Here is a 25,754-nt window from a genome sequence, read left to right on the forward strand (position 1 = left end):
TCAATAGCATGGCCATTTATTCGCTGGACGATCGAAGCCCCGCACTGGGCGAAGGAAGCTGGGTCGCCGACGACGCCAGCGTGATCGGCTCCGTCGCGCTGGGCGCAGATGTCAGCGTCTGGTTCGGCGCCATCCTGCGCGGCGACAACGACCCGATCACCATCGGCGATCGCAGCAACATCCAGGACGGCGCCATCCTGCATACCGACGACGGCGTGCCGCTGATCCTCGGCGCCGACGTCACGGTGGGCCACATGGCCATGCTGCACGGCTGCACCGTCGGCGACGCCACGCTGATCGGCATCAATGCCATCGTGCTGAACCGTGCGGTCATCGGCAAGCATTGCCTCATCGGCGCCAACGCGCTGATTCCGGAAGGCAAGGTCATCCCCGACCGCTCGCTGGTGGTGGGCACACCGGGCCGCGTGATCCGCGAGCTGACCGACGAAGAAATCGAGCGCCTGTACGCCAGCGCACGCGGCTACGTGCAGAACGCCCGTCACTACCGGGCGGGGCTCAAGCGCATCGGTTGATCACGGACATGCCAAAGAAAACGCCCCGCATGCGGGGCGTTTTTCCTGGCGCGTCCGGCGACTACACCGGCGCCGGGAATTTCTCGCGCCAGTGGCGCGCGATGTCCACCCGGCGCGTCACCCACACGCGGTCGTGGCGTTCGATGTGATCCAGGAAGTCGGTCAGCGCCTTCATCCGCCCCGGCCGGCCGAGCAGCCGGCAGTGCATGCCGATGCTCATCATCTTCGGGCTGTCCTCGCCCTCCGCGTACAGCACGTCGAAACTGTCGCGCAGGTAGGTGAAGAAGTCCTGCCCCTGCGAGTAGCCCTGGGGCAATGCGAAGCGCATGTCGTTGACGTCCAGCGTGTAGGGCACGATGAGCTGCTGGGCGGTGCTGCCATCGGTCTTCTGCACCGGCATCCAGAACGGCAGGTCGTCCCCGTAGTAATCGCTGTCGTACAGGAAGCCGCCATAGTCGGCGACGAGGCGGCGGGTGTTCGGCGAATCGCGGCCGGTGTACCAGCCAAGCGCACGCTCGCCGGTCAGGCGCTCGATGATCTCCATGCCGATGCGCATGTGCTCGCGCTCCACTGCTTCGTCGATGTGCTGGTAGTGGATCCAGCGCCAGCCGTGGCAGGCGATCTCATGGCCCAGCTCGCGGAACGCCGCGGTCAGCTCCGGATGCCGCTCCAGCGCCATCGACACACCGAACACCGTCAATGGCAGGCCGCGGCGCTCGAACTCCCGCAGGATGCGCCACACCCCTACCCGCGAGCCGTACTCGTAGATGCCCTCCATGGACATGTGACGTTCCGGGAAGGCCGGCGGATTGAACATCTCGGACAGGAACTGCTCGCTGCCGGCGTCACCGTGCAGCACCGAATTCTCACCGCCCTCCTCGTAGTTCAGCACGAACTGCACGGCGATCTTCGCGCGGCCGGGCCACTGGGCATGCGGTGGGTTGCGGCCGTAGCCGACGAGGTCGCGGGGGTAGTCGTTGGACATCTTGGAATTCCGGGTGAATGGACTCAATGAACGGGTTTGCGGGCCTGATGCATGGCCAGGCTGCCGCGCAACAGACGCAGGCTGATGTCGTCGAAACCCGCTTGTGAAAGCGTGCGCTCCTTCTCGTCGAGGCTCATGTACAACTGGTCATTCGTCATGCCGCTAGCGCCGCAGAAGTGATCGCACACCACGTAGCTTCCTTGCGGCCGCAGGACGCCCAGCACCTGGGCATGCAAGGCGAGCGCATGGCGCTTGTGGCGCAGTTCGTGAACGGCCTGATGGGTAAGCACCCAGTCGAACTGTCCCAGGCCGGTCATCCAGTCAGCCTCCTTGAAGCTGCGCTCGACGAATCGCACGCGCGAGGCAAGCGCGCCCAGCCGCTCGCGAGCCAGCGTGTGCATCGCCGCGGAAAAATCCAGGGCGACGTACTCGAAGGCGGTGCTCGTCGCCTGCAGGACGCGCTCGGCGAGAAAGCCTGGGCCGGAGCCCAGCTCCAGGACGCGCGTGACCGAAGCGCCCGCGCCGGCGATCATGCTGGCGAACAGGTCGAGGCATTCCTGCCGGCCGGGACGGGCCGGCGCGGTCTGCGCCCACTGCCGCGCATCGTGCATGTCACGGAGATCGATCGGGCTGGGCACGTCCAGCGGCGCTTCATTCACGGTGGCGACGTCCTCGCACTGTGCATCACTTGGCGCCGGCAGCGAACCAGGTTCCGATCATCTCGCGCTCGGCATCGGTCATGTTGGTCGCATTGGCCAGCGGCATGTTCTTCAGCTGCACGGTGCGCTCGTACACGCGGCGGGCGTACTGTTGCACGCGCTCCGGCGTATCGAGCATGACCCCGCCCTGGGCGGAGGGCATCAGGGTGGTCTTCTCGGCATGGCAGGCGGCGCAGCGCTCCTGCATGATGGTGTGCACCTGGGCCAGCGTCGGCACCGGCTTGCCGGCCTGGACCTGCGGCTTCGCCGGGGCGATCCATGCCAGCACGGCTGCGATGATGATGGCGCCGGCAATCGGGAAGCGCCATTGCACGATGCCGAAGTGACGCAGGTTGAAGAAGTGCCGGATCAGCACCGCGCCGATCATGATGAGGATGAGCACCAGCCACGCATGCTCGTGGTTGTAGGTCACCGCGTAGTGGTTGCTGATCATCGCGAACAGCACCGGCAGCGTCAGGTAGTTGTTGTGGTAGCTGCGCTGCTTGGCGCGCTTGCCCAGCATCGGGTCCGGCACCTCGCCGCGCTTCATCGCCGCCACCTGCTTGCGCTGCGCCGGGATGATCCAGAAGAACACGTTGGCACTCATCGCGGTGGCGATCATCGCGCCGACGTGGATGTAGGCGGCGCGACCGGACAGGGTGTGGGTCAGCGCATAGGCCATGATCGCCACGAAAGTGCCGTAGCACAGCGCGAACAGCAACTGGCTGCGCTCGATGAGCACACGCGCCAGCATGTCGTACACCACCCAGCCCAGGCCCAGCGTGCTGAGGCCGATGAACACCGCGGACATGGAGTCGATGTTGGCGATGGCCGGGTCCACCATGTAGGTGGAAGCCTGGAAGTAGTACATCACCGAGATCAGCAGGAAGCCGGTGATCCAGGTGCTGTAGCTGGGCCAGAAGAAGAAGTGCAGGTCGTCCGGCAGGTGCTTGGGCGCACCTGCGTACTTCTGCGGGTTGTAGAAGCCGCCACCGTGCATGGCCCACAGCTCGCCCCCCACGCCGGCCTCCTTGAGGCGCGCGTCCTTCGGCGGCTTGAGGCTGTTGTCCAGCCACACGAAGTAGAAGGAGGCGCCGATCCAGGCGATGCCCACGATCAGGTGAAGCCAGCGCAACAGCATGCTGGCGATGTCGATCAGATATGCGGTATCCAACTTGGATTCCCTTCAGACAATCGGGCCCACTTTGACGTGGGGCCCGCACGACCCGCCCTAGTGTCGATTTCGTCGTGCACGTTCCGGAGTGGGGGGATAAGGCTACTGCGCGGTCCGATCTTGCAACTGCGATGCTCGCCGTACTCACGTACGTCTGCGCTTCTCGTTGCAACCTCGAACCGCTCGCTACGCCTTCTCCCCCACTCCGACGATTAACCTTTTCTTGTGTAGCTGCATCACAACTTCGCAGCGGCGCCCTTCGCAGGGTGGGTTAGCGCAGCGTCCCACCGGTTGTAACCCGCCGGGCGACGGCCCGTATCTTCAACAGCAACTAACTCCCCCGGTACGTGCTGTACGCCCACGGCGAAACCAGCAGCGGCACATGGTAGTGCGCGTTGGCGTCGCCGATGCCGAAGCGCAGCACCACGTCGTCCAGGAAAGGAATGTCGGCGAGTAGCGTGCCGCGTGCGCGGAAGTAGGCGCCGGCGTCGAACTCCAGTTCGTACACGCCGGGCAGCAGCGCATCGCCTTGCAGCAGCGGTGCATCGGTGCGGCCGTCGGCGTTGGTGAGGCCGCTGGCGATGACGGCGGCCTCGCCCTTGCGGCGCAGGGTGTAGCGCACGCCGGCTGCGGGGCAGCCGTTGGCGGTGTCGAGTACGTGGGTGCTGAGTCGTCCCATGGTGTTTCCTGTGTCCTGCTGCTGAACTGCTCCGGATTATAGAGAGGCGGCGTGCAGCGCCGCGCCATAGAGTCCATTCATGCGGGCGGATGTGGTGCGAGCAGGTGCTGCAGCGCTGGCGACAGGCCGTCGTAGGTCGCACCGTCCGGTGGCAGGGGATGGGCTTGCTGGCGGCAGGCGGCGACCAGGGCGCGTACGCCGGCGCTCACGCTGTCGATCACCGGCAGCCCGGTCAGCGCCGCGATCTCCTCGCCCATGCCGGCAAGTGCGGCACCGCCCAGCACGATGGCATCCAGCCGGTTCGCTGCCGCGGTACGGCGGCACAGTGCGGCGAGTTCGACGATCGCACCGCTACGGTCGGCGGCCAGTTCCGCGCCGCTGCGCTCCACCACGCTGATGTCGGCCAGCCTGTCCTGCACACCGGCGTAGACCGCCAGGCGATGCAGGATGGGCACCCAGCGCGGACCGCCGGTGACGATGGCAAAGCGCCCGTGCTTCGCGGCCTCCAGCATGGCTGCCTCCGCCAGCCCCACCACCGGCACCGGGCAGATCTCGCGCAGCGCGGGCAGGCCGGGGTCGCCGAAGCAGCCGATCAGCACCGCCTGCGCAGCGCCAGCGTCGCGCGCCCAGCAATCCAGCGCGGCGTGGCCGGCGATCGCGTAGCTCGTCTCGGAGGCAATGTAGGACGCACCGAAGCTCGCGGTACTGCCGGTCAGCGTGAGCGCATCGCCGGCCAGCGCGCGCGCGTGGTCCAGCATCAAGGCGGTGACCGATGCCGAGGTGTTGGGGTTGATGATCAGTGCCTGTGGCATGTCAGCGCTTGTCCGCCTTCTCCGTACTGTTTCTTCGCCAACCCGTTCGCGAACTCATTCGCCGACTCATTCGCCAACCCTCTCTCCGAACAGCTCTCCGATGTCCGGGCGTAGCTTGTGGGACATGCCGAAATCCAGGTGGGCTTCCAGGTGCGTCAGGTGGCGCTTCATCAGGCGCGTGGCGGCCTTCACGTCGCGTGCTTCCATCGCGGTCAGCATCGCACGGTGTTCATCAGACCCGCAGCCGCCCTTGGGCGACAGTGCGACGTGGTCCGGCTTGCCGTAGGTCATGATGATCAGCGAGGTGCGCGACACCAGTTCGCGCAGCATCTTCTGCAGGGTGCGGTTGCCGGAGCGCTCGGCGACGATGAGGTGGAAACCGCCGGAGGCGCGGATCACCGCGTGCCGCTCGCCGATACGACGCGCGTATTCCTCTTCCTCGATGTTGCGCTTCAGCGCGCGCAGATCGCCGGCCTTGGCCTGGGCGATGAAGCTCTCCACCAGGGTCGGCTCGATGAGCGCGCGCGCAGCGAACACCTCGCGCGCCTCCTCCACCGTCGGGCAGGCAACGGAAGCTCCGCGGTTCGGCGTCAGCACCACGATCTGCTCGCTGGCCAGGCGTACCAGCACATGGCGGATGCGGGTGCGCGACACGCCGAAGGCGCGGCCGAGCTTTTCCTCGACGAGCTTGGTGCCGGGCACCAGGCGATGGTCCAGCACCGCCTCGACGATGCGTTCGTAGATGGCGCCGTCGGTCAGCGTGCCTTCAGCGGGCACGCTGGCGCTTTCCACGACATCGGCATCGGCGTCGACGGTGCTCATGGCCATCTCTGCATCAGGCTGCCTTGCTCTTGCGCGACAGCAGGCGCATGGCGCCCAGCGCGAGGAAGACGACGATGAAGGACACGATGGTGGTCAGCGTACCCAGCGCGTAGATCACCGGCGTGGTGACCGTGGTGGTCAGGCCCTGCAGCTCCAGCGGCAGGGTGTTGAGGTCGCCGATGGCCTGCGAGCTGCGGGCGATCTCGTCCCACGACAGGGTGAAGCCGAACATGCCCACGCCCACCACGGAGGGCCCGATCAGTGGCAGCACCACGTGGCGGAAGGTCTGCCAGGGCGATGCGCCGAGGTCCAGCGCAGCTTCTTCGTAGGCGGGGTTGAAGCGGTTGAAGACGGCGAACATGACGAGCAGGCCGAACGGCAGTGTCCAGGTGAGCTGTGCTCCGAGGGCCGAAGTGTACATGCCCATGGTGGTGGTGAAGTGCTCGCGCGCCCAGTCCCAGCCAGCGCTCTCGAACAGGTGACCCAGGCCGGTGTCGAGCAGGCGGAAGCTCAGGCCGATGCCCAGCGACACGATGATGGACGGCATGATGAGGCTGGCCACCGTCACGGTGAACAGCGCATTGGCGCCGGCCATGCGTTTGCGGAAGGCCAGCGCGGCACTCACCGCCAGCACCACGGTGAGCAGGGTCACCACCAGCCCGAGCTTGATGGACCGGACGAAAGCGGAGCCGATGTCCACCACGCCGATGCCCTTGAACAGCTCCTGGAACCAGTGCAGCGACACGCCGCGCATCGGGAACACCAGGCCGCCTTCCGGCCCCTGGAAGCTCAGCACGAAGATGGTGATCGTCGGCCCGTAGAGGAACAGCAGGAACAGGCCGAAGAAGGTCGCCAGCGCGTAATAGCCCCAACCGCGTTTCTCACCCATCACAGTTCCTTCCGGATATCGACGAGTTTCGTCAGCGCCCAGATGATCATCAGCACCACCGCCAGCAGGATGACCGCATTGGCCGCCGCCAGCGGGAACTGCAGGTAGCTGGTCTGCACCTGGATGATCTTGCCCACCGAGGCGATCTGCTGGCCCCCCATGACCCCGATGGTGACGAAGTCGCCCATCACGATGGTGATGACGAAGATTGAGCCGATGATGATGCCGGTGCGCGACAGCGGCACGATGACGTTCCACAGGATCTGCCAGCTGCTGGCGCCGGCATCCAGCGCGGCTTCGATCAGCGAGCGGTCGATGCGCATCATGGAGTTGAAGATCGGCACCACCATGAAGATGGTGAAGAGGTGCACGAAGGCCAGCACCACCGAGAAGGACGAGAACAGCAGCCACTCCTGCGGCTGCGAGGCCAGCCCGCTGCCGACCAGTGCGTCATTGACGAGCCCGTTGCGCCCCAGCAGCGGCACCCAGGAAATCATGCGGATGACGTTCGAGGTCCAGAACGGGATCGTGCACAGCACGAACAGTGCCGTCTGCATCGCCGTGCTGCGCACATGGAAGGCGAGGAAGTAAGCGACGGTGAAGCCGATCAGCAGCGTCGACAGCCAGGCCAGGAAGCAGAACTTCAGCGTCGACAGGTAGGTGGTGAAGGTGACGCAAGGCTCGGCGAGGTTGCCACAGCCCTCGAAGGTGTTGATGTAGTTCTTCGGCGTGAAGGCCGGGATCAGCTCGTACTCGGTGGCATCCCAGAAGCTCACCGCGACGATGAGCCCCAGCGGGATGATGAAGAACAGCAGGAAGACCAGCGTGTAGGGCGTGGCCTGCACCCATGCGGGCAGGCCGTGTGACATCCAGCGCGCCAGCATCGGCCGGGTGGCGACTTTCATGTAACCGTCCTCCATCGAGGCGAGTTCCTGCTTCAGCGAATGTTGCGGTGAGTGCGCGGCCCGGCTGCGGGCCGCGCACCAGTCAGGTCATGTCAGTGCACGAGCGTTGCGTGACCGCAGCGTCAGGCCGCGACGAACTCGTTCCACTTGCGGACCATGTACTCGTTCTCGTCCATCACCGCGTTCCAGCAGGCGATGCCGCCCATGCGCTGCTCGTAGGAGCCACCGTCGCGCACCGAGCCGGCCTTGGCCAGCAACTCGCCGTTCGGGGCCTTGATGTCCTGCGAGGCGGGCTTGCCTTCCATCCAGTAGGCCCACTCGTAGGCTTCCATCTTGGCCTTGGCGGTCTCCAGCACCGCGCTGTAGTAGCCCTGGCGGTTCAGGTAGGCGCCGGCCCAGCCGTCGAGGAACCAGTTGATGAACTCATACACGCCGTCGGCCTTCTTGCCGCTGACGGTGCGCGGCACGCCGAAGCCGGCGGCCCAGGCGCGATAGCCTTCCTTCAGCGGCTGGAAGGTGCAGGCGATGCCCTTGGTACGCACGGCGGTGACGGCCGGCGACCACATCGACTGGATGACCACCTCGCCGGAGGCCATCAGGTTCACGCTCTCGTTGAAGTCCTTCCACAGCGCGCGGAACTGGCCGGCCTTCTTGGCCTCGATCAGGGTCTTGATCGTCAGGTCGATCTCGGCCTTGGTCATGTTGCCCTTGTCCTTGTACTTGTGGATGCCCATGGCCTCCACCACCATCGCGGCATCCATGATGCCGATCGAGGGGATGTTCAGGATCGCGGCCTTGCCCTTGAACTCGGGGTTCAGCAGCTCCTTCCAGGAATCGATCGGGCGCTTGATCAGGTCGGGGCGGATGCCCAGCGTGTCGGCGTTGTAGACGGTGGGGATCAACGTCATCCACTGCGTCGGCGCGGCCGAGAATTTTTTCGACCCCTGGCCTTCGAGGAACATCACCTTCTTCGGCGCCGTGCCCTGGTCGCCCACCTTCTTGCCGGCCACTTCGCCCTTGGTGAACAGCGTGGTGATCTTGTCGGCGTTCTTGATGCGCTTGGCATCGATGGCCAGCAGGTTCCCGGTCGGGATGATCTTCTTCAGCGAGAAGTACTCGGTGTCGATCAGGTCGAAGCTATTCGGCGCGGTGACGGCGCGCTTGGTCACTTCGTCGGTGGTCACCGGGATGTACTGGATCTCGATGCCGGTGTCGGCCTTGAATTTTTCCGCAATGGCCTTGTCCTGGTTCACCGCGGTGCCCAGGTAGCGCAGCACGATCTTCTCCTGCGCGTGGACCGCCGGGAACACACCTGCGGCCAGGATGCCGGCGGTGCCCTTCAGCACCGTGCGGCGGTTCTGGTTCGCGCTCGTGTCGACGTTGTCCTGCTTAGCCTTGTCGGAATCGAATTCAGCCATTTTCATCTCCATGCCTGGTGGTAAGTGAAAGTGGTGCAACGGTTGTTGCATCCTGTTGTTACTGGGGTGCCGGCCCCGTCGCCCCGGCTTGACGGGAAAAATCTTGCGGTCGTGCGTGCGCTCGCATGTGCTGTGGTGTCGTGGTCGCTGCGCTCAACTCGCCAGACGGTGCACGTCGGTGGCGCTCCACTGCGCGAACATCCGCTCGCCCGGCGAACAGGGTGCGCGGAAGAAATCGGCCTCGGGCAACATCACCGAGAACTCGTCCTGCTGCGGCAGGTTCATGGTCACCAGCACGTAGGTGCCCTGGTACTCCACGCCCAGCACGTCGCCGGCCATGGTGTTGTCACCCGCTGCATCGCGCGACAGGCGCACCTTGTCGGCGCGCAGCGCGATCTTCTCGTCGCCGACGCGGATCACGTTGTGGCCGCCCAGGAACTTCGCGACGAACTCCGAGGCCGGCGCGTTGAACAACTGGTGCGGCGAGGCCACCTGCTCGATGAGGCCCTGGTTCATCACCACCACCTGGTCGGACAGGGCCATCGCCTCTTCCTGCGAGTGGGTGACGTGGATGAAGGTAAAGCCGAGGTCGTGCTGCCAGCGCTTCAGCTCGGCGCGCATGCGGATGCGCAGGAAGGGGTCCAGCGCGGACAGCGGCTCGTCCAGCAGCAACACACTGGGCTCGGTGATCAGCGCGCGCGCCAGTGCCACGCGCTGCTGCTGGCCGCCGGAGAGTTCGGAAGGCTTGCGCTCGGCGTAGGGCGTCATCGCCACGCGCTCCAGCAGGTCCTGCGCACGCTTGTGCCGTTCGGCCTTGCCGATGCCGCGCATCTTCAGGCTGAAGGCCACGTTGTCCAGCACGGACAGGTGCGGGAACAGCGCGTAGCTCTGGAACATCATCGCGGTGCCGCGCTCCGCCGCCGGCAGCAGCGTGATGTTGCGACCGCCCAGCAACACGTCGCCATCGCTGGCCAGCTCGTGGCCCGCGATCATCCGCAGCGTGGACGTCTTGCCGCAGCCCGAGGGGCCGAGCAGACAGCAGTAGCTGCCGGCCGCCACGCGCAGGTCGATGGCATGCACCGCCGTGACATTGCCGTAGCGCTTGGTCAGCTTGACGAGTTCCAGATCCGCGGATTTCTGCTGCATGTGAGGCCTCCTCGAAGGTTCGAGGGCTTAAAGCATTGCGCATGCCAGGCGCGGACGACACATGCAAACCACTGATTCATTTGAAAACACGAAGGTCGCGCAGCGGATTTTTGTATGCAATCCGTGGAGGACTTTGCACGCAACTGGCGCACGCCACAGGCGCCTGCCTCAATGCGGGGCGCTGGCAGTCAGCGGATGAATGACAGGGTGCCGAGGGAGCCATTACTTCGCTTGGCCGGAGGGTGATGCCCGCATATAGACTTCAAGGTGGTTCCTGCGCCTGCGCCGGGCACGAATCCGTTTGCGAAGCCGAATATCCACACCTACCCCCGAGAAAAGTGGAGGCGTCATGCAACAAGTCCGGTCGTGGGCGGGCCATCTGCTGGCCTGTCTTGCACTGCTCCTGCCCGTCGCTCCCGCCGCCCAGGCCGCGGCGCTGTACCAATACACCTACACCAGCGGCGTGCTGGCCGATCCCGGATGGGGCGACCAGTACCAGGGGGAGCGCTTCACCATCGGCTTCTCGCTGGCACAACCGGTTGCCACGGACACCAACGGTTCGCAGGCACTCTCCGCGTGGGGCCGGATCGGTAGCGCCCAACTGCTTCACCCGCGCCCTCCCCCGGATCTGGAATACGGCCCGAGCCCCTTCCCGGGCGACTACGACTGGATCCTGCAGCCCGTCTATCCGTACAGGGACTCCACGTTCTCGCTCTACGTCGGCAGCCTGGGCACCGACGGCCTTCCGGCCACCTGGGAGTTCAACCTGGCGGAGTACGAGAACGTCGACATCTACACCACCTTCATCCTCAGCCTGTACAGCCGCTACGAAGGGCCGGACGTCTGGTTCAACGAAGACGTCTATGAAGGAAACGTACGCACCGCCGGCACAGCGGCTCGCAACACCGTGGCACCGGGCACCTGGGCCGTCGAAGTCATCGAAGTACCCGCCCCTCCCACGCTCCTGCTGTCCGGCTGTGCCGTCCTGATGCTGGCACTCGCACGCCGCCGCACCACCGATAACAACAACCACCCACCCCAAGGATCGAAACCGTGAAGAAACCGAAGTCCAGTGTGAAGATCGGTGCCCTGACGCTTGTGACCAGCCTGCTGCTGCCCGCAGCGGTCCAGGCCGCACCGCTGTACCAGTACACCTATACGAGTGGCGCATTCACCGACCCGACGATGGCGGAGCCGCAATTCGTCGGCCAGCGTTTCACCATCGACATCTGGTCACCCACGGCCCTCGGCCTGGGCAGCCTGCCGACCACCGGCGTCACGGCAAGAGGCACCGCCCCCGGCATCCAGATCGATTTCCCCTTGCCACCGCCGAGCACCTCGTGCCAGCCGGACCCGTGGTTTCCGGATGGCGGCTGTACCGAGCAGCCTGACTACCCCTACGCCACCTCCGCGCTGAGCCTGCTGGTGTCGGGCCTGGATGCCAATGGGCTGCCCTCGGGATGGGAACTGTCGCTGGACAGCTCGTGGGTCACGGGCTGGCGCTTCAACGAAACCAGCTACCTCACCCTCAATTCGTTCTACTACAGCGAGACGTCCTTCGTCGACGACATCTACGGCGGCACGCCCCCCAACCTCGGGCTGCTCGCCCGCAACGTCGAGAACAACCGCGGCAGCTGGCGCGTGACGGTGACGGAAGTCCCCGCCCCGGCCACCTTGCTGCTGGCCGGCTGTGCGTTTGCCATGCTGGGCTTGGCGCGCCGACGCGTCGACGCGCCAGTCCGGCTTGAAGGGAGGTCATCATGAGACAACACGCCATCCGCCTGCTCGCATCAGCCGGCATCATGGTCGGCGCGGGCCTGCCCGCGACATCCGTGGCCGTGCCCCTGTACCAGTACTCGTACACCAGCGGCGCGCTCGACGAACCGCTCGGTCCCGGTGCGCCGGTTTCGGAGTACACCGGGCAACGCTTCACGATCAGCTTTTCAACCTGGGCGCCGCTGGCCGCGGGCGTCCTCGACGTTGCCGACGTGCGCGCCAATGCCAGCATCGGGAGCCTGAGTTTCGGCTTCCCCCTGCCGCCACCCGCGACCACCTGCGTCCCCGACCCCTGGGGTCCGCCGGATGCGCCCTGCATAGAGCAGCCGGTGTATCCCTACGATGAATCGAGCTTCAACCTCACCGTCCTTGCGCTGGATGCGGGAGGGCTTCCGACGGAATGGTCGCTGGGCTTCGTTCACATCCATCGCTACGACCCGCGCTCCTTCGACTACACCTACGACAACTTCCTGTCGGACAACGTGGCCGGCCAACTCCAGGAGCACTTCATATACGGCGGGGCACTCTCGCCCGGTCCGCTGGCATGGAACATCAGCGAGCCAGGGATCTGGCGTCTCGACGTCAGCGAGGTGCCTGAGCCGGCAACGCTGTTGCTGGCGACGCTGGCGTTGGCGATCGGTGGCTGGTCGCGTCGGCGAACCCACGAACAGGCGGACTGCTGACGGAGGGGCGCCATGCGCAATACGTTCATCACGCTGCTGCGGCTTGTGGGGCTACTGCTCCTGCCCGCAATGGCGCACGCCGCGCCGGTGTTCCATTACACCTATGTCAGCGGCGTGCTGGGCGCCCACCAACTGGATCACCCCGACCCGGCGTTCGTGTCGCAACGATTCACCATCGACCTGTGGACGCCCGCAGCGCTTTCGCTCGGTCTCATGGAGTTCGAAGGCGTTCGGGCGCGTCTGGATGTACCGGGTGCCCTGCGGGTGTCCGTCCCGCTGCCAGAGTGCACACCTGCCAGCGCGCCGTTCGAGGCCTGTCGCCGCGATGACGGATGGCCCGTCGAAACGCGCAGCTACGTCAGTCTCCTGGTCGACGCTTTCGACGTACACGGCCTGCCTCTGGCCTTCACGCTCAGCGCGGGTGTCGGGAGCACCTTCGAGGGCGAGCATTCCGAGAGCATCGGCTCCTACACCGAGGCCACCGCCGGGGATGCGATCGACGCCATTACGAGCATGCGCGGGCGATTCGATTTCCGCATGCATGCCTTCAACATCGAGGAGCGCGGGCAGTGGAGCCTCGCGATAACGGAAGTCCCCCTCCCGGGCACCCTGGCCCTCGCACTCGCCGGCCTCGCGGGCCTGGGCCTTCGGCGCGGGCGATGACGCCGCCGGCCGCGCCATCATTCCGGTCCCGACAAGGAAACTATAAGACGGCTCGCAGGTGGGCGTTTGAACGTGCTGGTACCCTGCGCGCATCGATCACCACCAAGGACGGGCATGTCCCAGCCAAGCCCCACTCCACTCACCGTAGCGGCGCTGTCCGCCATGGATCGCGACGCCTTCGTCGCGGCCCTGGACGGGATCGTCGAGCACACCTCCTGGGCGACGGAGCGAGCATGGCCGGCACGGCCGTTCGCCGACCGTGCCGCACTCCAGGCGGCGATCGTCGAGGCGATCACGCAGGCCTCGCCCGCGGAACAACTGGCGCTGCTCCGCCAGCACCCGGAACTGGCCGGGCGTGCCGCCATTGCCAATACGCTGACCGCTGAATCGACCCAGGAGCAGGACCGCGCCGGCCTGCGCAACTGCAGCCCCGAAGAGTTCGCACAGCTCACGGCGCTGAACGATGCCTACGGCAGACGCTTCGGCCACCCGTTCATCGTCGCGGTGACGGGCATGAATCGCCAGCAGGTGATGGCGCTTTTCGAGCAACGGCTGAAGAACGATCCGGATACCGAGCGCGTGGAAGCGCTGAAACAGGTGGGCCGCATCGTGGGCATCCGCCTCAACGACCGTATCGTCGACCTGGCCTGACGTCGCCTGACGTGGCGATGTCGTCGCATGCCGATGAACTGACACATATCGCAGCGATGCCTCGGCGAAGAACTGACGATACGTTGACGATGGTTCGAACCCGCAGGAGGTGACTGCGGCAGGACGGATCACGCACGAATCCGTACCTGTTTTCGCCTGTTTCCGCCTGTTTTCCCGGCCGCTGCACCGTGGCCGGTCGCACGGCCGCCGCCGGTAGCCGTCGCAGCATCCGCAGGCACCGTGGAAAGCCGCGCCGGCGCTGCATGTTCTGCTTCCGCATATAGTCCTTCGTCCACCAGCGCACGCATCGCACGGGTGTTGCTCGTCCTGTGTATCCCTTTCCCGCAAGGGGGCCACATGAAGCACATTCCCGAAGTGGACGGACTGCGCGCCGTTGCGGTGCTGAGCGTCCTGCTCTTCCACGTACACCCCGCGTGGCTGCCGGGCGGCTTCGTCGGCGTGGACATCTTCTTCGTCATCTCCGGCTACCTCATCACCGGCATCATCCTGGCGGACCTGCGCGACGGGAATTTCTCGCTGGCGAATTTCTACAAGCGCCGCATCCTGCGCATCGCCCCGGCCCTCTTCGTCACCCTGCTGCTGACCGCGCTGGTGTTCTCGGTGCTCACGCCTCCCAGCGCACTGGCAGACCTGCGTGCCTCGCTGATCGCCGCCACGCTGTCGTACGCCAACTTCTGGTTCTACCTGACGGTGGACTATTTCGGCGACAACGCCCTGACGCCGGTGCTGCACACCTGGTCGCTGGCCGTCGAGGAGCAGTTCTACTTCGTGTTCCCCTTGCTGATGCTGGCGCTATCGGCGACATCGCGACAACGCTGGCGTGTCGCCGTGACGCTGGCGCTGGCGCTGGCGCTGGCGCTGGCGGTCGCGTCCTTCGTCGCGGCCTGCATCCTGGCCCCGCGCCATGCCTCACTCGCCTTCTATATGCCGTGGTTGCGCGCCTGGGAGTTGATGGCCGGCTCATTACTGGCGATGGCACCGCTGGCTGCCCTGACGACGGGCATGCGGCGCGTGCTGTCCATTGCCGGCCTCCTCGCCATCGGCTATGCCATCGCACGCTACCGGGAATCCATGGTCTTCCCCGGCCTGTCCGCGCTGCTGCCGGTAGCCGGTGCCGTGGCGGTGATCGCGGGTGCCGGCGGCGGGGGCGTCGGCAACCTGCTGCTGCGCTTTCCCCTCATGCAATGGGTGGGGAAGATCTCCTACTCGCTCTACCTCGTGCACTGGCCGCTGGTCTGCCTCGCCTCGCTGCTGTTCTCGCTCTATCCGATGAAGATACGTCTCGCGATACTGGTGGGCAGCGTCGTGCTTGGCTGGCTGAGCTGGCGCTACGTCGAACAGCCGTTCCGGCGCATGAACACCACGGCGCCGACGCGCCGGGTGATGATCGGCTTTCCGGCAGCGTGTGCCGCCTTGCTGCTGGCCATTCCGGCACTGCAGCTCGGCACCACGATGCTGTGGCAGCAGCATCCGGAAGCGGTGCGCTTCTCTTCCGCCCTGAAGACAGATGCCTCCTATTTCCGCACCGGCATCTGCTTCCTGACGCCCAAGTACGACAACATGAGCCACTTCCAGCAGGAGAAGTGCCTGGGCGCGCGCGCGCACGACGACGGCGTCCTCGTCATCGGCGACAGCCATGCGGCGAACCTCGTCACCGGCCTCGCGGCACGCTATCCGCACCTGAACGTGTTGCAGGCCACCGCGGCGGGTTGCCGCCCCACCTATACGACCAGCGGTCCGGCCCATTGCGTGGGGATGGTGCGCTACATCTATGACGAATGGCTTCCGCGCGACGGCGCGCACGTACGCCACGTGGTCATCGCCGGGCGCTGGGAAGCCAGCGACCTGCCGGAGCTGCGGCGCGCGGTGGCGCATCTGCGCAGCCATGGCAAGGACGTGGTGGTGGTCGGTCCGTCGCTGGAGTACTACGTTCCCGTCCCCCTGATCCTGGCGTACGAGCAGATCTCGGGCTTGCCGCTGCAGGGGCGCCTGATCAAACGCGAGCGGCTGCAACTCGACCAGCATTTCCGGCGGGAGCTGGCGCAGGAGGTCACCTACTTCTCGCCCAACACCACGCTCTGTTCGAGCGAGGGCTGCCGCCTCGTCCACGAAGGCGCGCCTACTCTCTTCGATCGCGACCACTTCACGCCGGCCGGTGTCGAACTGCTGGTCCGCGACTTCCCGCTGCCGGCTTCACGCGCCGGGCGCGCGGGCTGAGGGTCGCGCAAGCCGAAGGCACCCACGAAAAGGGCCGGCACGGTGGCGTTCTTCCACCGTGCCGGCCCTTTACCGGACGCGCTTCAATAGACCTGCCAGTTCAGCAGCGCATTGACGAAGGTCGCGCTGTAGGCGCTCTGCGACTGGTCGGCGCGACGCGATTCGTTGCCGACGCCGCCGGTCAGGCGCAGCGAAGGACGGATCTGGTAGTTGACCGACAGTCGCGCGGTCAGCGTGTCCTCGTTGCCGCGCGACAAGGTGCCGACGCCGAGGTAATCGCGCCAGCGCCAGTCGAGCGAGGGAGACAGGGTCAGCTTCGGGCCGCTGGACCAGTCGTAGACGGCGCGGATACCGGTGGTCTTGGCGTAGCTGGCGCTGGCGTCCGTCACTTCGCCGATCTGCCGGTAGATGTCCACCCGCACGGCACTGGCACCGCCGGAGCGCCACAGGTAGCTGGCGTTGCCGTACCAGCCCTTGAAGTCGCGGATGTCATAGGTATCGTGCTCGCGCCACTGGTAGCCGAACTTCCCGCTCAGGCGGGAGTGCCCGGCAAATGCCCAGTTCCATCCGAATTCGACCGCCTGCTGCTCGTAGCCGCTGTCGGACAGGATGCTGGCGGCCCGGTTGGGAAAGCGGTAGTCGCCGTACCGGCCGCGCAGGTCCACCCAGTTGCCGGCGCGCGACTGCTGGCGCACACCGAGATTGGCCTCCCAACCGTCGCGGTCGCCCGCCTTCTGCAGCTCGCTTTCGTTGCGGTAGCGGGCGGCGTTCGCGCCCCCCACGAGTTGCCAGCGGGCCCCCGTGCCGAAGACGGTGTCGAGGCCGAGCGTATCGGCGGTCACCATGTTCTTCTCGCGGGTGCGCTGGTCGGCGAGGTCTGCCAGGTAGTCGAGGTGCTGGTAGCGCAGCCCGATCTCCGCGCGTTGCAGCGGCCGCACGCTCCAGCTCAGGTCGTAGCGCTGGCGCGTGTGGTCAAGCTGGTCGAAGCGCGCGTAGCGCACCAGCGACGGCGCCACCACGAAGCCCAGTCGATGGCCGTCGAAGTCCCTGTCGTAGTCGATGCGCAGGCCGGTGATGGAGATCCAGTCGCTACGCTCGCTGGCGTCGGTCCTGCCCGGGGGCGCCACGCCGTCGCCGAGACGATAGGGGTTGGTGTCGTAGGTAACGTCCTGGCTGATCGATATGTCCAGCGGCCCGTCTTCCTCCTTGCGTGCCTGTGGCACGGCCGTTTGGCCGGATGCGATGCCGGCTGCGGTACAACCGATGACCGCCACGCACACTGAAAACCTTGCTCTCCTCGTTGCTCTTCTCATTTTTGTTTTCACCGGGTCGTTCGTAATCGATATCAGTAGCCCATCTTCGTTACAACAGGAACAGCGCGCTCATGCCGCCCTTGCACGGCGGCGGCCCAGCGTGCCGCCACGCTCCGCCTCCAGCAGCGCCAGCAGCCGCTGCATCTCCACCGCCACGGCCTTGAAACTCACGTGGCTCTCCACGTATTGCCGGGCGTGGGCGCCGATGGACTGGCGCAGCGCCGTGTCCTGCCAGAGCCGCTCGATCGCCGCGGTCAACGCGCCCACGTCGTGCGGCGGCACCAGCAGTCCGGTGACGCCCTCGGTCACGTAGTCGCGGGTGCCGACGCAATCGGTCGCCACCACCGCCTTGGCATACATCATCGCTTCGAGCAGGGTGACCTGGCCAGAGGCCGTCGTCTCGTTGTCCACCGGAATGACGTTGACGCGCGCCCGGCGGCACAGGGCGTGACATTCCGCGAGGCTCAGGCCGGAACGCACTTCGACGTTGGGCGGCAGCTCGATGCCCTGCAGCGCGTGGGCACTCGCGATGATGATCGTCGGGTAGCCCAGTGCCCGCACGGCCGACACCAGGCTGCGGTAGTCACGATTGGCGCTGCCCATGGCGACCAGGAAGGGCTGTGCGCTGTCCTCGTGGTCCTGCCCGTCCAGCTCCACCACGTCGATGGACAGGGGCACGAACACGAAGCGCTCCCGCGGCAGGCCCAGCCAAGTGCTGTAGGTCTCGATCTCCTGGCGGGAATGCACCACGAAGGTGTCCACCGTGCTCAGGCCGAAACGCGCGAGCTGGCCCTTGCGTCCGTCATAGGTCCGCCCCATGTTGAAGCACCATGCGAGGATGGGCGCACGCGAACGGCACAGGCGCTTGAGCAGGCCCAGCATCATCGGCAGTTGCGGAAAGGCCGTCACGTAGCCCACCTGGCGGCTCAGCAGCATGCCGGTCCAGGAGCGTGCAGCGTGCAGGAAATAGTCCAGCCATTCGCGCCCGCCCGACACCTTGCGCGAGCGGTCGTGCTGGTAGTGCGCAGGCACGACCTCGAAGACCTGGGCGGGATCGATCTGCGCGACCTGCGCAGGAATCCAGCTTGCGGCACCGCGCTTGCGCGTGAATGGCGTCAGGACTTTCCAGCGCATGAGTCACCCTCCCTGGTGGTAAGCGAAGTGTCCCGCGATGCCGGGAGCAGTACCGAGAAGCAGGAAATCTGCCTGCATGCGCCCCAGCTGCCGCGCGATGGCCGGCGATACGCTGCTGATGCGGAAGCCATGGCCCAGCTTCGACTGGTGGCCATGAAGCAGCATCACCAGCCCGACGAAGGCACTGTCCACACGCTCCAGCTTGGCGAAGTCCAGCACGACGGCGCCGGGCTGTGCGGTCACGGCAGCAAACACTTCGCGCAATGGCTTGAGCGTATCAGCCTTCCACGCTCCGCCGACGCTGATCGTCGTCGTCGGGTTGCCGGCGCTGCGGCGCACGTGCAGCTGCGCGCGCGCCAGCGCATCGGCCGAGGGCTGCGACAGGACGCGCTCCAGCATGCCGGGCACGACCCCGAGCAGCAACAGGCGCAGCAGGCCGATGCCGTCCTTCAGGTAGCGGCGCCACAGGGTCGGCTCTTCCTTCATGCGCCACAGCCATTCCACGCCGAACCGCTGCCAGATCCTCGGCGCGCGCTGCACCGTGCCGGCCACGAAGTTCACCACGGCGCCCAGGTGGCTGATGACCGGTGCCTGCAGGCGCACGCGGTTGCGTTCTATCCAGGTCTGGCCCTTCTTGGCACCCAGCGCGACGACCACGAAGTCCGCACCGCTATCGTTGATCCGGGCGATCTGCGCGGCACTGCTCATCTCGTCGATGCTGACGAAGCCGGGCGACTCGTAGCCCACGCAGCGCATGGCACCACCCTGCGCGTTGAGCTGCTCGCAGGCACGTTCGGCGACACCGTCCGGCCCGCCGAAGAAGAACACCTTGATCGGCACCGTGCCGTCCTGCAGGCCGGCGAACACATCCGAACCGGCGACCCGTTCGTGCAAGGGAATGCCGAGGAGCTTCGCCATCCACACCAGGGGCGTGCCGTCGACGACCGACAGGTCGCTGCGGATCACCGACTCGCGGAACTTCACGTCGTCCTGCGCGGCGATCAGGAAGTTGAGGTTGGGCGTGGACAGGAAACATCGCTTGCCGGTGCTCGCTGCAGCGGCCACCGCGTCGGTCGCCTGTGACAGCGTGACCGCGTCGAAAGGCAGGCCCATCAGGCAGTAAACGGAACGACCGAAGTCGGTGAACGGCACATCGGCCACGGCGGAATCAACGGGTTTCATGAGCGCACTCCTTCCATCAACGACTGTTCCTGCATGCCGGCACGGCGGCGCGCGGCGCGTGCGGCGACGATACGTTTGCCGAGCCGGATGCACGGCTGCTCCACCCACTTGCCGAGCAGGTGGGAGACCGCCAGCGCGATCGCCAGGCTGCCGACGATGAGGCTCACGGCGTAGAGCGGGCGCGAACTCACGCCCAGCACATCCACGATGAACCAGGCGGTCACGAAAATCGCCACCATGTGGATGCAGTAGAAGGCGTAGGACACATGGCCCAGCCAGGTCGAGAAGCGGTTGCACAGCACCGCCTTGACCACCCGCGCACCCCACGACGGCAGCATGCCGGCCGCGGAACCCAGCGCGAGGAAGAACAGCAGGTACGAGACGGCGGGCTGGCGCCGCCACAGGGCGACCACGAAGGCGGCGGCGCACACCGCCAGCAACATGGCGCGCTGCCGCGGCTCGGTGGCCGACACCACCAGCTGGAACAGGATGCCGACGTAGAAAAGCCACAGGTAGGACGGCAGGAACGAGCCCTGGCGCAGGTATTGCGATAGCACGACGAGCCCGGCGAAGACGCCGAGGTGCACCAGTGCGCCACGCGCACGCACCGCGGCGTACAGCAAGGGCGCCACCAGGTAGAACTGCCACTCCAGCGTCAGGCTCCAGCCCTGCCCCATGAAGGCATACGACGTTGAAGGCAACAGGCTCTCCGGCACCAGTCCGTGCAGCAGCGGGATGTGCAGGGCCAGGTGCAGCCAGAAGTTGTCCGCACTGTCCTGCAGGTAGGCCAAGCGGTCCAGCCGGCGCGGCGCGTCCCAGGGCATGTTCTGCAGGAAGTCGATGGACAGGTCGAGCACCAGCACCGACAGGAACAGCCCGACGAGGTACACCGGGAAAATGCGCAAGGCGCGCCGGATGAAGAAGTCGTCCGGCGTCGGCCGCCTGTGCAGCGACAACGCGATGACGAAGCCGCTGATCATGATGAAGGTGCCGACCGCGATGCTGCCGTCCGCCAGCAGGCGGCCCCAGCCGGAGCCCTTCTCCAGCGGCAGGGTCGCCATGGTGGTCACGTGGGTCACGAAGACCCAGAAGGCCATCCAGCCCCGCAAGCCTTCCAGCTCGAGGTAGTTGGCCGTCTTCTCGCTGGCATCCGCGCTCATGTCATGACTCCTTCCTCCACGGCACGCGCAGGGTGGAGAACCGGCGCCGCGCTTGCCGTCGCATTGAAATGCGAGCGCAACGCACCGACGAGCGCGTCCCGGTCATATTGCGGCGGCGGCAATGCAGCCATGTCCAGCGCCTCCTCCACCGAATACGCTGCACGTGGTGCACGCCCCGTACCGGCGTAGTAGTCGTTGTATTTGAGGAAGCCTTCACCCTCGGTCTCGCGTAGCCATATGGCGGGGATGCCATAGGCCTCCGCCAGGATCACGCCATGAAGCGAGGTCGACACCACGCGCTCGCAACTGCAGATTTCATCCACGACCTCTTGCCAGGAACGCTGCACATCGATCACATGGTGCGCGGACGCTGCATGTTTCGCGTGGTCGCGGAAGTGAGGGATCAGGCCAACGCGATGTGAACGGCCGACCCGGGGTTGATAGAACAAGGGCGTAAGCAGGCCGGGGTCACCGTAGATCTCGGGGCAGTCCTGTCCCGACGCGATGATCAGGTCGCGGGTGATCGGGCCACGGGTGGCCAGTACCTTCAAGCGTGGCAGGACCATCCGGCCGTTGTCACGGAAGCGTGACCACCGATCAGGTTTGATGAAGTAGCGGTGGTAGAAGCCTGGATGCACGCCCGTGCCCCACACCACGTCACCTTCCTTCGCCATCTGCAGGATGGAGCCGACTGCCAGCAGCTTGCCTTGAGTGGTCTCGGACACGTGCTGGACCGGCAGGCCGGTCACCCACTCCACCACGGCAGCGGACAGCTCGTCACCGAAATTCCTGACACGGTTCCAGAAGTACAGGGGCACGGTACGACTCATTTTTTTCTCTCGTTCTATTTGTTAGGGGTGCCGTTTGAGGCGGGGAGTGTTCGTGACGATCTGGCCAGAGCGCGCAGGCGGCCCAGCGACATGACGGATCTGCGGAACGGCGGGAGGATCAGGCACAGCAAGCCGAAAGCCACCAGCATGGCTGCCGCCCCCGCACCTGCCCCGGCCCAACCCGACAGGTGCAACAGGCGGGGGGCCAGGAAGGAGACAGCCGCGCAAACGCCGTAGGCCGCCAGCAGCAGGGATGCGTTACCCAGCATCTTTCTCACCGGCGCCTCGCTGCGCCGCAACCACCACAACGCACCCAGCCAGTTGAGGGCCAGCCCGAGCGTGTGTCCTATCGCTACGCCGAGCACACCCCACCATGCACCGGCCAGGATGCAAACGATGAACACCGGCCGGCTGACCAGTGCAAAACGCAGGTTCGACTGGGTGAGGCCCAGCGACAGGAAGGCCCAGTAGCTCGCATAGCTGGCTGCCTGGAACATCCCGCCGATGGCAAGGATCTGGAAGAAGGGCACCATCGGTGCCCACTTGGCACCCAGTACCCCCGTCACCAGTAAATCGGCTTGGGCACACACGAAGGCCAACCCGGCAAACAGCGCGTGAAGCAACGCAGACTGGCCGTACAGGAGGAACTCACGGTAACGACCCGCGTCCTCGCGCAGGCGCGACAGCACCGGCAGGGCTACCGTGCCGGCAGGGCCGTTGATCTGCGTCAGCGGCGACATGACGAACTGGAATGCGCGGTTGTAGTGGCCCAACGCCTCCGCGCCGAAACGCTGGCCGATCACCACGGCATCCACATTGCGGCTGAAGTAGCCGATGAGCTGGGCGAGCATCAGGTTGCCACCGTATCCGATGAAAGCACCCATGCCTTCGCACCGGCGGGGCAGGCCCGGCAGCCAGCGCCCGATTGCGACGAGCAATGCGAGCATGACGGCAGCCTGCCCAAGCTGCTGTGCAACCAGTGCCCAGTAGCCTTGCCCGTCCAGTGCAAGCGCAATGCCCAGCGCCAGGCCCACGGCCTGGCCGCTGACTTCGATGGCGGCCATCGCGCCGAAACGCATCTCGCGATTGAGCTGCGCGCGATACTGCGTCGCCAGCCCGTTGATCAGGAAGGTGGCTGACACGGCCTGGGCCACGCCCAGGAGCGCCGGCGTGTCGTACCAGCGGGCAATCCACGGTGCCCCCATCAGTACGAGCACCGTCAGCAACAGCCCTATTCCCGCGTTCATCCAGAAGAGGTTGCTGCGCTGCTGCTGCGTGACGGTTTTCGCCTGCACCGATGCCGACGACAGGCCGAACTCCCGCAGCACCTCCCCCACGCCGACGATGGCCATCACCATCGCCATCAGGCCATAGTCGGTTGGCGACAACAGCCTGGCCACGATGATCAATCCACCGAACTGCAGGACGATCTTGAGAACCTGACCGCCCATGGTTACAGCTGCGCCACGCAGGGCGATGCCACCCATGCCCCGCCGGGGCTGGTCGGACCCGCCGTCAGGTTCGTTCATGACGCCCTTTTCCAGCACGCCTTCCACGCGTCACCCCTCATCGATTCCAGACGATCATTTCGTTTCGGCCGCGTCCCGCTTGGAACGCACCCATTCCACCTGCCGGCTCGACAGGAAACGGAAGTACAGCGGGATTTTTCCCAGCGTGTAGCCGACAGCGCGCAACAGGCCGCTGGCGGAAATCGCCTCGCGGCCAAAGCGGTGCCAGGACAGCACGATGGCGAGACCGAACAGTCCCGTCGCCAGCACGGCAACCCACAACGGCCACAGCGCGACACCTGCGGCGGCGGCCACCACGCTCAGCAGCGACAGGCCGGCAACCAGCATCGCCATCAACGCGAGCGGCGGCACGCTGAGGTCCAGCGCGAGCGACAGCAGTCCGCGGCCCGGCTTCACCATGCCTTCGGCCAGCAGCTTCGGCACCTGGCCGACGATGACGCCGAGGTGGCCGTGCTCCCAGCGGGTACGCTGGCTGCGGGTGCCTTCCTCGTTGGCCGGGAAAGTGCTGGTCACCAGCGCATCGGGGCAGAACAGCGGCGGCGTGCCGGCGCGTGCAAGGTCGATGCCCATCTGCATGTCCTCGACGATGTGACCGCTGGCCAGACTGGTGCGCTGGATGGCCTGCCACGGGAAGGCCATGCCGGTGCCCATCAACTGGCACGGCAGGCCGAGCCGGTGGAAGCCGAGGGGACGCACCAGGTTTTTCACCACCCAGGCGAACTCGGCGATGGAGCCACGCCCCTCGCGGCCCGGAGGCGTGCGCATCAGGTACAGCGCCTGCACCGGCCGGCCGGTCGCGGACGCGTCGCCGACGATGCGGTCGAGCGCATGCGGCGTCAGCTCGCAATCCGCATCGACGATGACCAACACCCCGGGCGCATCCTGCGCCAGGTGCTTCACGCCGAAGTCCAGCGCGTAGCCCTTGCCCCGCAGTGTCGCGTCCTGCCGCACGATGACTTCCGCACCGGCAGCGCGTGCCACCTCGGCGGTGTCGTCGCTGCAGTTGTCCGCCACCACCAGCAGGCGGTCGCCATCCCGCAACTGTGCCAGCACGGTGGAGACGGGTTGCAGCAGGCCTGTCGATTCGTTGTGGGCCGGCATCAGCACGGCGACGCGCGGACGCGCGCCGTCGGCGCGGGCGCGGCCACGCCGCGCACCCAGTGCGGCGAACACCTGCACCGCAAGCACCAGCAGCGGCACCGCGAGCACCACCCATGCCAATGCGAGCAACAGTTCGATGGCGGTGGCGATCATGCGGCCTCCACCAGCGGCACGTTGCGCAGGGGCGCTGCCGCATGGCCATCCGCTACCGGCGCGACGGCCAGGGTCTGCTGCGGATCGCGGAAGTAGGCAGCCAGACGCCCGGCCTCCTGCTCGATGTCGTGGCGCGCCAGCACGCGGGCACGCGCGGCGATGCCCATCCGCTCCAGTTCGCCCGAGGACGACCCCAGGCAGTCCGCCATCGCCGACACCAGCTCGTCGATGCCGCCCGCCGGCACCAGCCAGCCCGTCTCTTCATGCAGCACCAGTTCCGGAATGCCGGCGATGTAGGTGGTGATGACGGGCCGGCGCAGCGCCATGGCTTCCATGATCACCACCGGCAGGCCCTCGGCGAAGCTGGGCAGGACCATCGCCCGCGCCGCGAGGATCTCGTCGCGCACCTGCGCGCTGCTGATCCAGCCGGTGATGCGGATGGAATCCTTCAGGTCGAGTTCGGCGATGCGTTGCTCGATGACCTGACGCATCTCGCCGTCGCCGGCCAGCACCAGGTCGACCCGCACGCCCATGCGACGCAGGCGGCCCACCGCCTCCACCAGCAGCAACTGCCCCTTCTGTTCGCAAAGGCGGCCGATGCACACCAGCCTCGGCGCGACCGGGACCGGCACGGGCGTCACGTCGTGGAAGGCTTCTTCCAGGCCGCAATGCACCTCCTTGATCTTGCCCCAGTGCGCAGCCTCCACCCAGCGGAAAAGCTGGCTGCGGCAGAACGAGGTGATGGCCACCACGAAGGCCGCGCGGCGGATCTTCTCGCCGATGCCGATGAAGGCCGGCTTGTCGAATTCCTCGGGGCCATGCACGGTGAAGCTGTACGGCACGTCGGCCAGCAGCGATGCCAGCATCGCCACCTCGGCCGAGTTGGTGCCGAAGTGCGCGTGCAGGTGCTGCGCGCCGGACTGCCGCAGCCACTGCGCCAGGCAGCAGGCCTCGGCGAGATAGATCATGTGCAGGGGGAGCGGCCGGTCCGCGCGCCGGCTCATCTGCAAGGCGAGGCGAAACGCCGACAGGAATCGCGAAGGTGAGCGCATGAAGCTGCCGGCCAGGGCCGACAGCAAGCCCACTGCGCCACCCTGCAGCACGTAGCGGGTGCGGCTGCGCTCGGCGACGTCCTCGGGATCGACCAAGTCGCCGTCCCAGCCACGGACCGCGAAGCGCTCGATCTGCAGGCCTTGCCGTTCCAGCGCGAGGATCTCGCGCCGGATGAAGCTGTGGCTCACCTTCGGATACTGGTTGACCAGGTAGGCGACTTTCATTTC

25 protein-coding genes are annotated in these 25,754 nt (G+C 66.3%); 7 read left to right on the forward strand and 18 right to left on the reverse strand.

Translation table 11 applies throughout. The features are described 5' to 3' along the window. The first annotated feature begins 8 nt into the window (after nucleotides 1–8). A complete protein-coding gene (locus tag VVD47_RS06385; protein WP_327602564.1) occupies nucleotides 9–533 on the forward strand; it encodes a gamma carbonic anhydrase family protein in 525 nt (174 codons plus the stop codon). A 61-nt stretch (nucleotides 534–594) separates the two neighbouring features. Here the strand turns inward: VVD47_RS06385 and puuE are convergent, their stop codons facing one another. From puuE to VVD47_RS06435, 10 genes are all read right to left on the reverse strand, one after another. Continuing rightward, nucleotides 595–1,518 carry an allantoinase PuuE gene (gene puuE / locus VVD47_RS06390; RefSeq protein ID WP_327602565.1) on the reverse strand — a complete coding sequence of 308 codons (924 nt, stop codon included), beginning with the start codon at nucleotides 1,516–1,518 and terminating at the stop codon, nucleotides 595–597. Nucleotides 1,519–1,541: 23 nt separating this feature from the next. Then, nucleotides 1,542–2,177: a class I SAM-dependent methyltransferase gene (locus VVD47_RS06395; protein ID WP_327602566.1), complete on the reverse strand. Its 636-nt coding sequence runs from the start codon at nucleotides 2,175–2,177 to the stop codon at nucleotides 1,542–1,544. A 25-nt stretch (nucleotides 2,178–2,202) separates the two neighbouring features. Then, entirely contained in the window at nucleotides 2,203–3,390 is a 1,188-nt protein-coding gene (locus VVD47_RS06400) for a urate hydroxylase PuuD (protein WP_327602567.1), read from the reverse strand. Between the two features lie 331 nt (nucleotides 3,391–3,721). Continuing rightward, nucleotides 3,722–4,069 carry a hydroxyisourate hydrolase gene (gene uraH, locus VVD47_RS06405; protein WP_327602568.1) on the reverse strand — a complete coding sequence of 116 codons (348 nt, stop codon included), beginning with the start codon at nucleotides 4,067–4,069 and terminating at the stop codon, nucleotides 3,722–3,724. A gap of 77 nt (nucleotides 4,070–4,146) precedes the next feature. Further along, nucleotides 4,147–4,881 (reverse strand): aspartate/glutamate racemase family protein, encoded by a 735-nt coding sequence (locus VVD47_RS06410; protein WP_327602569.1) that lies wholly within the window; start codon nucleotides 4,879–4,881, stop codon nucleotides 4,147–4,149. A 66-nt stretch (nucleotides 4,882–4,947) separates the two neighbouring features. Further along, nucleotides 4,948–5,703, reverse strand: coding sequence for a GntR family transcriptional regulator (locus tag VVD47_RS06415; RefSeq protein ID WP_327602570.1), 756 nt, complete (start codon nucleotides 5,701–5,703; stop codon nucleotides 4,948–4,950). Nucleotides 5,704–5,716: 13 nt separating this feature from the next. Then, nucleotides 5,717–6,592: an ABC transporter permease gene (locus tag VVD47_RS06420; RefSeq protein ID WP_327602571.1), complete on the reverse strand. Its 876-nt coding sequence runs from the start codon at nucleotides 6,590–6,592 to the stop codon at nucleotides 5,717–5,719. After that, complete coding sequence (locus VVD47_RS06425; protein WP_327602572.1) at nucleotides 6,592–7,497, reverse strand: ABC transporter permease; 906 nt, start codon at nucleotides 7,495–7,497, stop codon at nucleotides 6,592–6,594. The genes VVD47_RS06420 and VVD47_RS06425 overlap by 1 nt, the downstream gene beginning before the upstream one ends. 122 nt (nucleotides 7,498–7,619) lie before the next feature. After that, on the reverse strand, nucleotides 7,620–8,915 hold the full coding sequence (locus VVD47_RS06430) for an ABC transporter substrate-binding protein (protein WP_327602573.1): 1,296 nt from the start codon (nucleotides 8,913–8,915) through the stop codon (nucleotides 7,620–7,622). Between the two features lie 153 nt (nucleotides 8,916–9,068). Beyond that, entirely contained in the window at nucleotides 9,069–10,061 is a 993-nt protein-coding gene (locus VVD47_RS06435) for an ABC transporter ATP-binding protein (RefSeq protein ID WP_327602574.1), read from the reverse strand. Nucleotides 10,062–10,410: 349 nt separating this feature from the next. Here VVD47_RS06435 and VVD47_RS06440 point away from each other — a divergent pair, with 349 nt between their 5' ends. From VVD47_RS06440 to VVD47_RS06465, 6 genes are all read left to right on the forward strand, one after another. Beyond that, nucleotides 10,411–11,118: a hypothetical protein gene (locus tag VVD47_RS06440; protein ID WP_327602575.1), complete on the forward strand. Its 708-nt coding sequence runs from the start codon at nucleotides 10,411–10,413 to the stop codon at nucleotides 11,116–11,118. Beyond that, nucleotides 11,115–11,825 (forward strand): hypothetical protein, encoded by a 711-nt coding sequence (locus tag VVD47_RS06445; RefSeq protein WP_327602576.1) that lies wholly within the window; start codon nucleotides 11,115–11,117, stop codon nucleotides 11,823–11,825. The genes VVD47_RS06440 and VVD47_RS06445 overlap by 4 nt, the downstream gene beginning before the upstream one ends. Beyond that, the gene (locus tag VVD47_RS06450; RefSeq protein WP_327602577.1) at nucleotides 11,822–12,520 is read left to right on the forward strand and encodes a PEP-CTERM sorting domain-containing protein; all 699 of its coding nucleotides are present in this window, start codon (nucleotides 11,822–11,824) and stop codon (nucleotides 12,518–12,520) included. Before VVD47_RS06445 ends, VVD47_RS06450 begins: the two co-directional genes overlap by 4 nt. 12 nt (nucleotides 12,521–12,532) lie before the next feature. After that, the gene (locus VVD47_RS06455; RefSeq protein WP_327602578.1) at nucleotides 12,533–13,183 is read left to right on the forward strand and encodes a hypothetical protein; all 651 of its coding nucleotides are present in this window, start codon (nucleotides 12,533–12,535) and stop codon (nucleotides 13,181–13,183) included. A 114-nt stretch (nucleotides 13,184–13,297) separates the two neighbouring features. Next, nucleotides 13,298–13,834, forward strand: a complete 537-nt coding sequence (uraD, locus tag VVD47_RS06460; protein WP_327602579.1) for a 2-oxo-4-hydroxy-4-carboxy-5-ureidoimidazoline decarboxylase — start codon at nucleotides 13,298–13,300, stop codon at nucleotides 13,832–13,834. Between the two features lie 357 nt (nucleotides 13,835–14,191). Then, nucleotides 14,192–16,072 (forward strand): acyltransferase family protein, encoded by a 1,881-nt coding sequence (locus VVD47_RS06465; RefSeq protein ID WP_327602580.1) that lies wholly within the window; start codon nucleotides 14,192–14,194, stop codon nucleotides 16,070–16,072. An 83-nt stretch (nucleotides 16,073–16,155) separates the two neighbouring features. Here VVD47_RS06465 and VVD47_RS06470 read toward each other — a convergent pair whose 3' ends face one another. The 8 genes from VVD47_RS06470 to VVD47_RS06505 form a co-directional block, all read right to left on the reverse strand. Continuing rightward, complete coding sequence (locus VVD47_RS06470; RefSeq protein WP_327602581.1) at nucleotides 16,156–17,295, reverse strand: outer membrane beta-barrel protein; 1,140 nt, start codon at nucleotides 17,293–17,295, stop codon at nucleotides 16,156–16,158. A gap of 159 nt (nucleotides 17,296–17,454) precedes the next feature. Then, a complete protein-coding gene (locus VVD47_RS06475) occupies nucleotides 17,455–18,519 on the reverse strand; it encodes a glycosyltransferase family 4 protein (RefSeq protein ID WP_327602582.1) in 1,065 nt (354 codons plus the stop codon). 3 nt (nucleotides 18,520–18,522) lie between these two features. Further along, complete coding sequence (locus tag VVD47_RS06480) at nucleotides 18,523–19,701, reverse strand: WecB/TagA/CpsF family glycosyltransferase (protein ID WP_327602583.1); 1,179 nt, start codon at nucleotides 19,699–19,701, stop codon at nucleotides 18,523–18,525. Next, nucleotides 19,698–20,861, reverse strand: a complete 1,164-nt coding sequence (locus VVD47_RS06485; RefSeq protein ID WP_327602584.1) for an acyltransferase family protein — start codon at nucleotides 20,859–20,861, stop codon at nucleotides 19,698–19,700. Before VVD47_RS06485 ends, VVD47_RS06480 begins: the two co-directional genes overlap by 4 nt. Then, entirely contained in the window at nucleotides 20,858–21,691 is an 834-nt protein-coding gene (locus VVD47_RS06490) for a polysaccharide pyruvyl transferase family protein (protein WP_327602585.1), read from the reverse strand. The genes VVD47_RS06485 and VVD47_RS06490 overlap by 4 nt, the downstream gene beginning before the upstream one ends. A 14-nt stretch (nucleotides 21,692–21,705) precedes the next feature. Next, nucleotides 21,706–23,220 carry a lipopolysaccharide biosynthesis protein gene (locus VVD47_RS06495; protein WP_327602586.1) on the reverse strand — a complete coding sequence of 505 codons (1,515 nt, stop codon included), beginning with the start codon at nucleotides 23,218–23,220 and terminating at the stop codon, nucleotides 21,706–21,708. 54 nt (nucleotides 23,221–23,274) lie between these two features. Continuing rightward, a complete protein-coding gene (locus tag VVD47_RS06500) occupies nucleotides 23,275–24,474 on the reverse strand; it encodes a glycosyltransferase family 2 protein (protein ID WP_327602587.1) in 1,200 nt (399 codons plus the stop codon). Next, on the reverse strand, nucleotides 24,471–25,751 hold the full coding sequence (locus tag VVD47_RS06505) for a glycosyltransferase family 4 protein (protein ID WP_327602588.1): 1,281 nt from the start codon (nucleotides 25,749–25,751) through the stop codon (nucleotides 24,471–24,473). The genes VVD47_RS06500 and VVD47_RS06505 overlap by 4 nt, the downstream gene beginning before the upstream one ends. Nucleotides 25,752–25,754 lie beyond the last annotated feature (3 nt).

Origin of the sequence: Uliginosibacterium sp. H1, assembly GCF_036017065.1 — a bacterium.
Taxonomy (GTDB): Bacteria; Pseudomonadota; Gammaproteobacteria; order Burkholderiales; family Rhodocyclaceae; genus Uliginosibacterium.

What these genes read in the sequence shown, in the direction of transcription:
- VVD47_RS06385 (WP_327602564.1), top strand. Translation starts at nt 9, where the DNA reads ATGGCCATTTATTCGCTGGACGATCGAAGCCCCGCACTGGGCGAAGGA.
- puuE (WP_327602565.1), bottom strand. Translation starts at nt 1,518, where the DNA reads ATGTCCAACGACTACCCCCGCGACCTCGTCGGCTACGGCCGCAACCCA.
- uraH (WP_327602568.1), bottom strand. Translation starts at nt 4,069, where the DNA reads ATGGGACGACTCAGCACCCACGTACTCGACACCGCCAACGGCTGCCCC.
- VVD47_RS06410 (WP_327602569.1), bottom strand. Translation starts at nt 4,881, where the DNA reads ATGCCACAGGCACTGATCATCAACCCCAACACCTCGGCATCGGTCACC.
- VVD47_RS06415 (WP_327602570.1), bottom strand. Translation starts at nt 5,703, where the DNA reads ATGAGCACCGTCGACGCCGATGCCGATGTCGTGGAAAGCGCCAGCGTG.
- VVD47_RS06420 (WP_327602571.1), bottom strand. Translation starts at nt 6,592, where the DNA reads ATGGGTGAGAAACGCGGTTGGGGCTATTACGCGCTGGCGACCTTCTTC.
- VVD47_RS06425 (WP_327602572.1), bottom strand. Translation starts at nt 7,497, where the DNA reads ATGAAAGTCGCCACCCGGCCGATGCTGGCGCGCTGGATGTCACACGGC.
- VVD47_RS06430 (WP_327602573.1), bottom strand. Translation starts at nt 8,915, where the DNA reads ATGGCTGAATTCGATTCCGACAAGGCTAAGCAGGACAACGTCGACACG.
- VVD47_RS06435 (WP_327602574.1), bottom strand. Translation starts at nt 10,061, where the DNA reads ATGCAGCAGAAATCCGCGGATCTGGAACTCGTCAAGCTGACCAAGCGC.
- VVD47_RS06440 (WP_327602575.1), top strand. Translation starts at nt 10,411, where the DNA reads ATGCAACAAGTCCGGTCGTGGGCGGGCCATCTGCTGGCCTGTCTTGCA.
- VVD47_RS06450 (WP_327602577.1), top strand. Translation starts at nt 11,822, where the DNA reads ATGAGACAACACGCCATCCGCCTGCTCGCATCAGCCGGCATCATGGTC.
- VVD47_RS06455 (WP_327602578.1), top strand. Translation starts at nt 12,533, where the DNA reads ATGCGCAATACGTTCATCACGCTGCTGCGGCTTGTGGGGCTACTGCTC.
- uraD (WP_327602579.1), top strand. Translation starts at nt 13,298, where the DNA reads ATGTCCCAGCCAAGCCCCACTCCACTCACCGTAGCGGCGCTGTCCGCC.
- VVD47_RS06465 (WP_327602580.1), top strand. Translation starts at nt 14,192, where the DNA reads ATGAAGCACATTCCCGAAGTGGACGGACTGCGCGCCGTTGCGGTGCTG.
- VVD47_RS06475 (WP_327602582.1), bottom strand. Translation starts at nt 18,519, where the DNA reads ATGCGCTGGAAAGTCCTGACGCCATTCACGCGCAAGCGCGGTGCCGCA.
- VVD47_RS06480 (WP_327602583.1), bottom strand. Translation starts at nt 19,701, where the DNA reads ATGAAACCCGTTGATTCCGCCGTGGCCGATGTGCCGTTCACCGACTTC.
- VVD47_RS06485 (WP_327602584.1), bottom strand. Translation starts at nt 20,861, where the DNA reads ATGAGCGCGGATGCCAGCGAGAAGACGGCCAACTACCTCGAGCTGGAA.
- VVD47_RS06490 (WP_327602585.1), bottom strand. Translation starts at nt 21,691, where the DNA reads ATGAGTCGTACCGTGCCCCTGTACTTCTGGAACCGTGTCAGGAATTTC.
- VVD47_RS06495 (WP_327602586.1), bottom strand. Translation starts at nt 23,220, where the DNA reads ATGAACGAACCTGACGGCGGGTCCGACCAGCCCCGGCGGGGCATGGGT.
- VVD47_RS06500 (WP_327602587.1), bottom strand. Translation starts at nt 24,474, where the DNA reads ATGATCGCCACCGCCATCGAACTGTTGCTCGCATTGGCATGGGTGGTG.
- VVD47_RS06505 (WP_327602588.1), bottom strand. Translation starts at nt 25,751, where the DNA reads ATGAAAGTCGCCTACCTGGTCAACCAGTATCCGAAGGTGAGCCACAGC.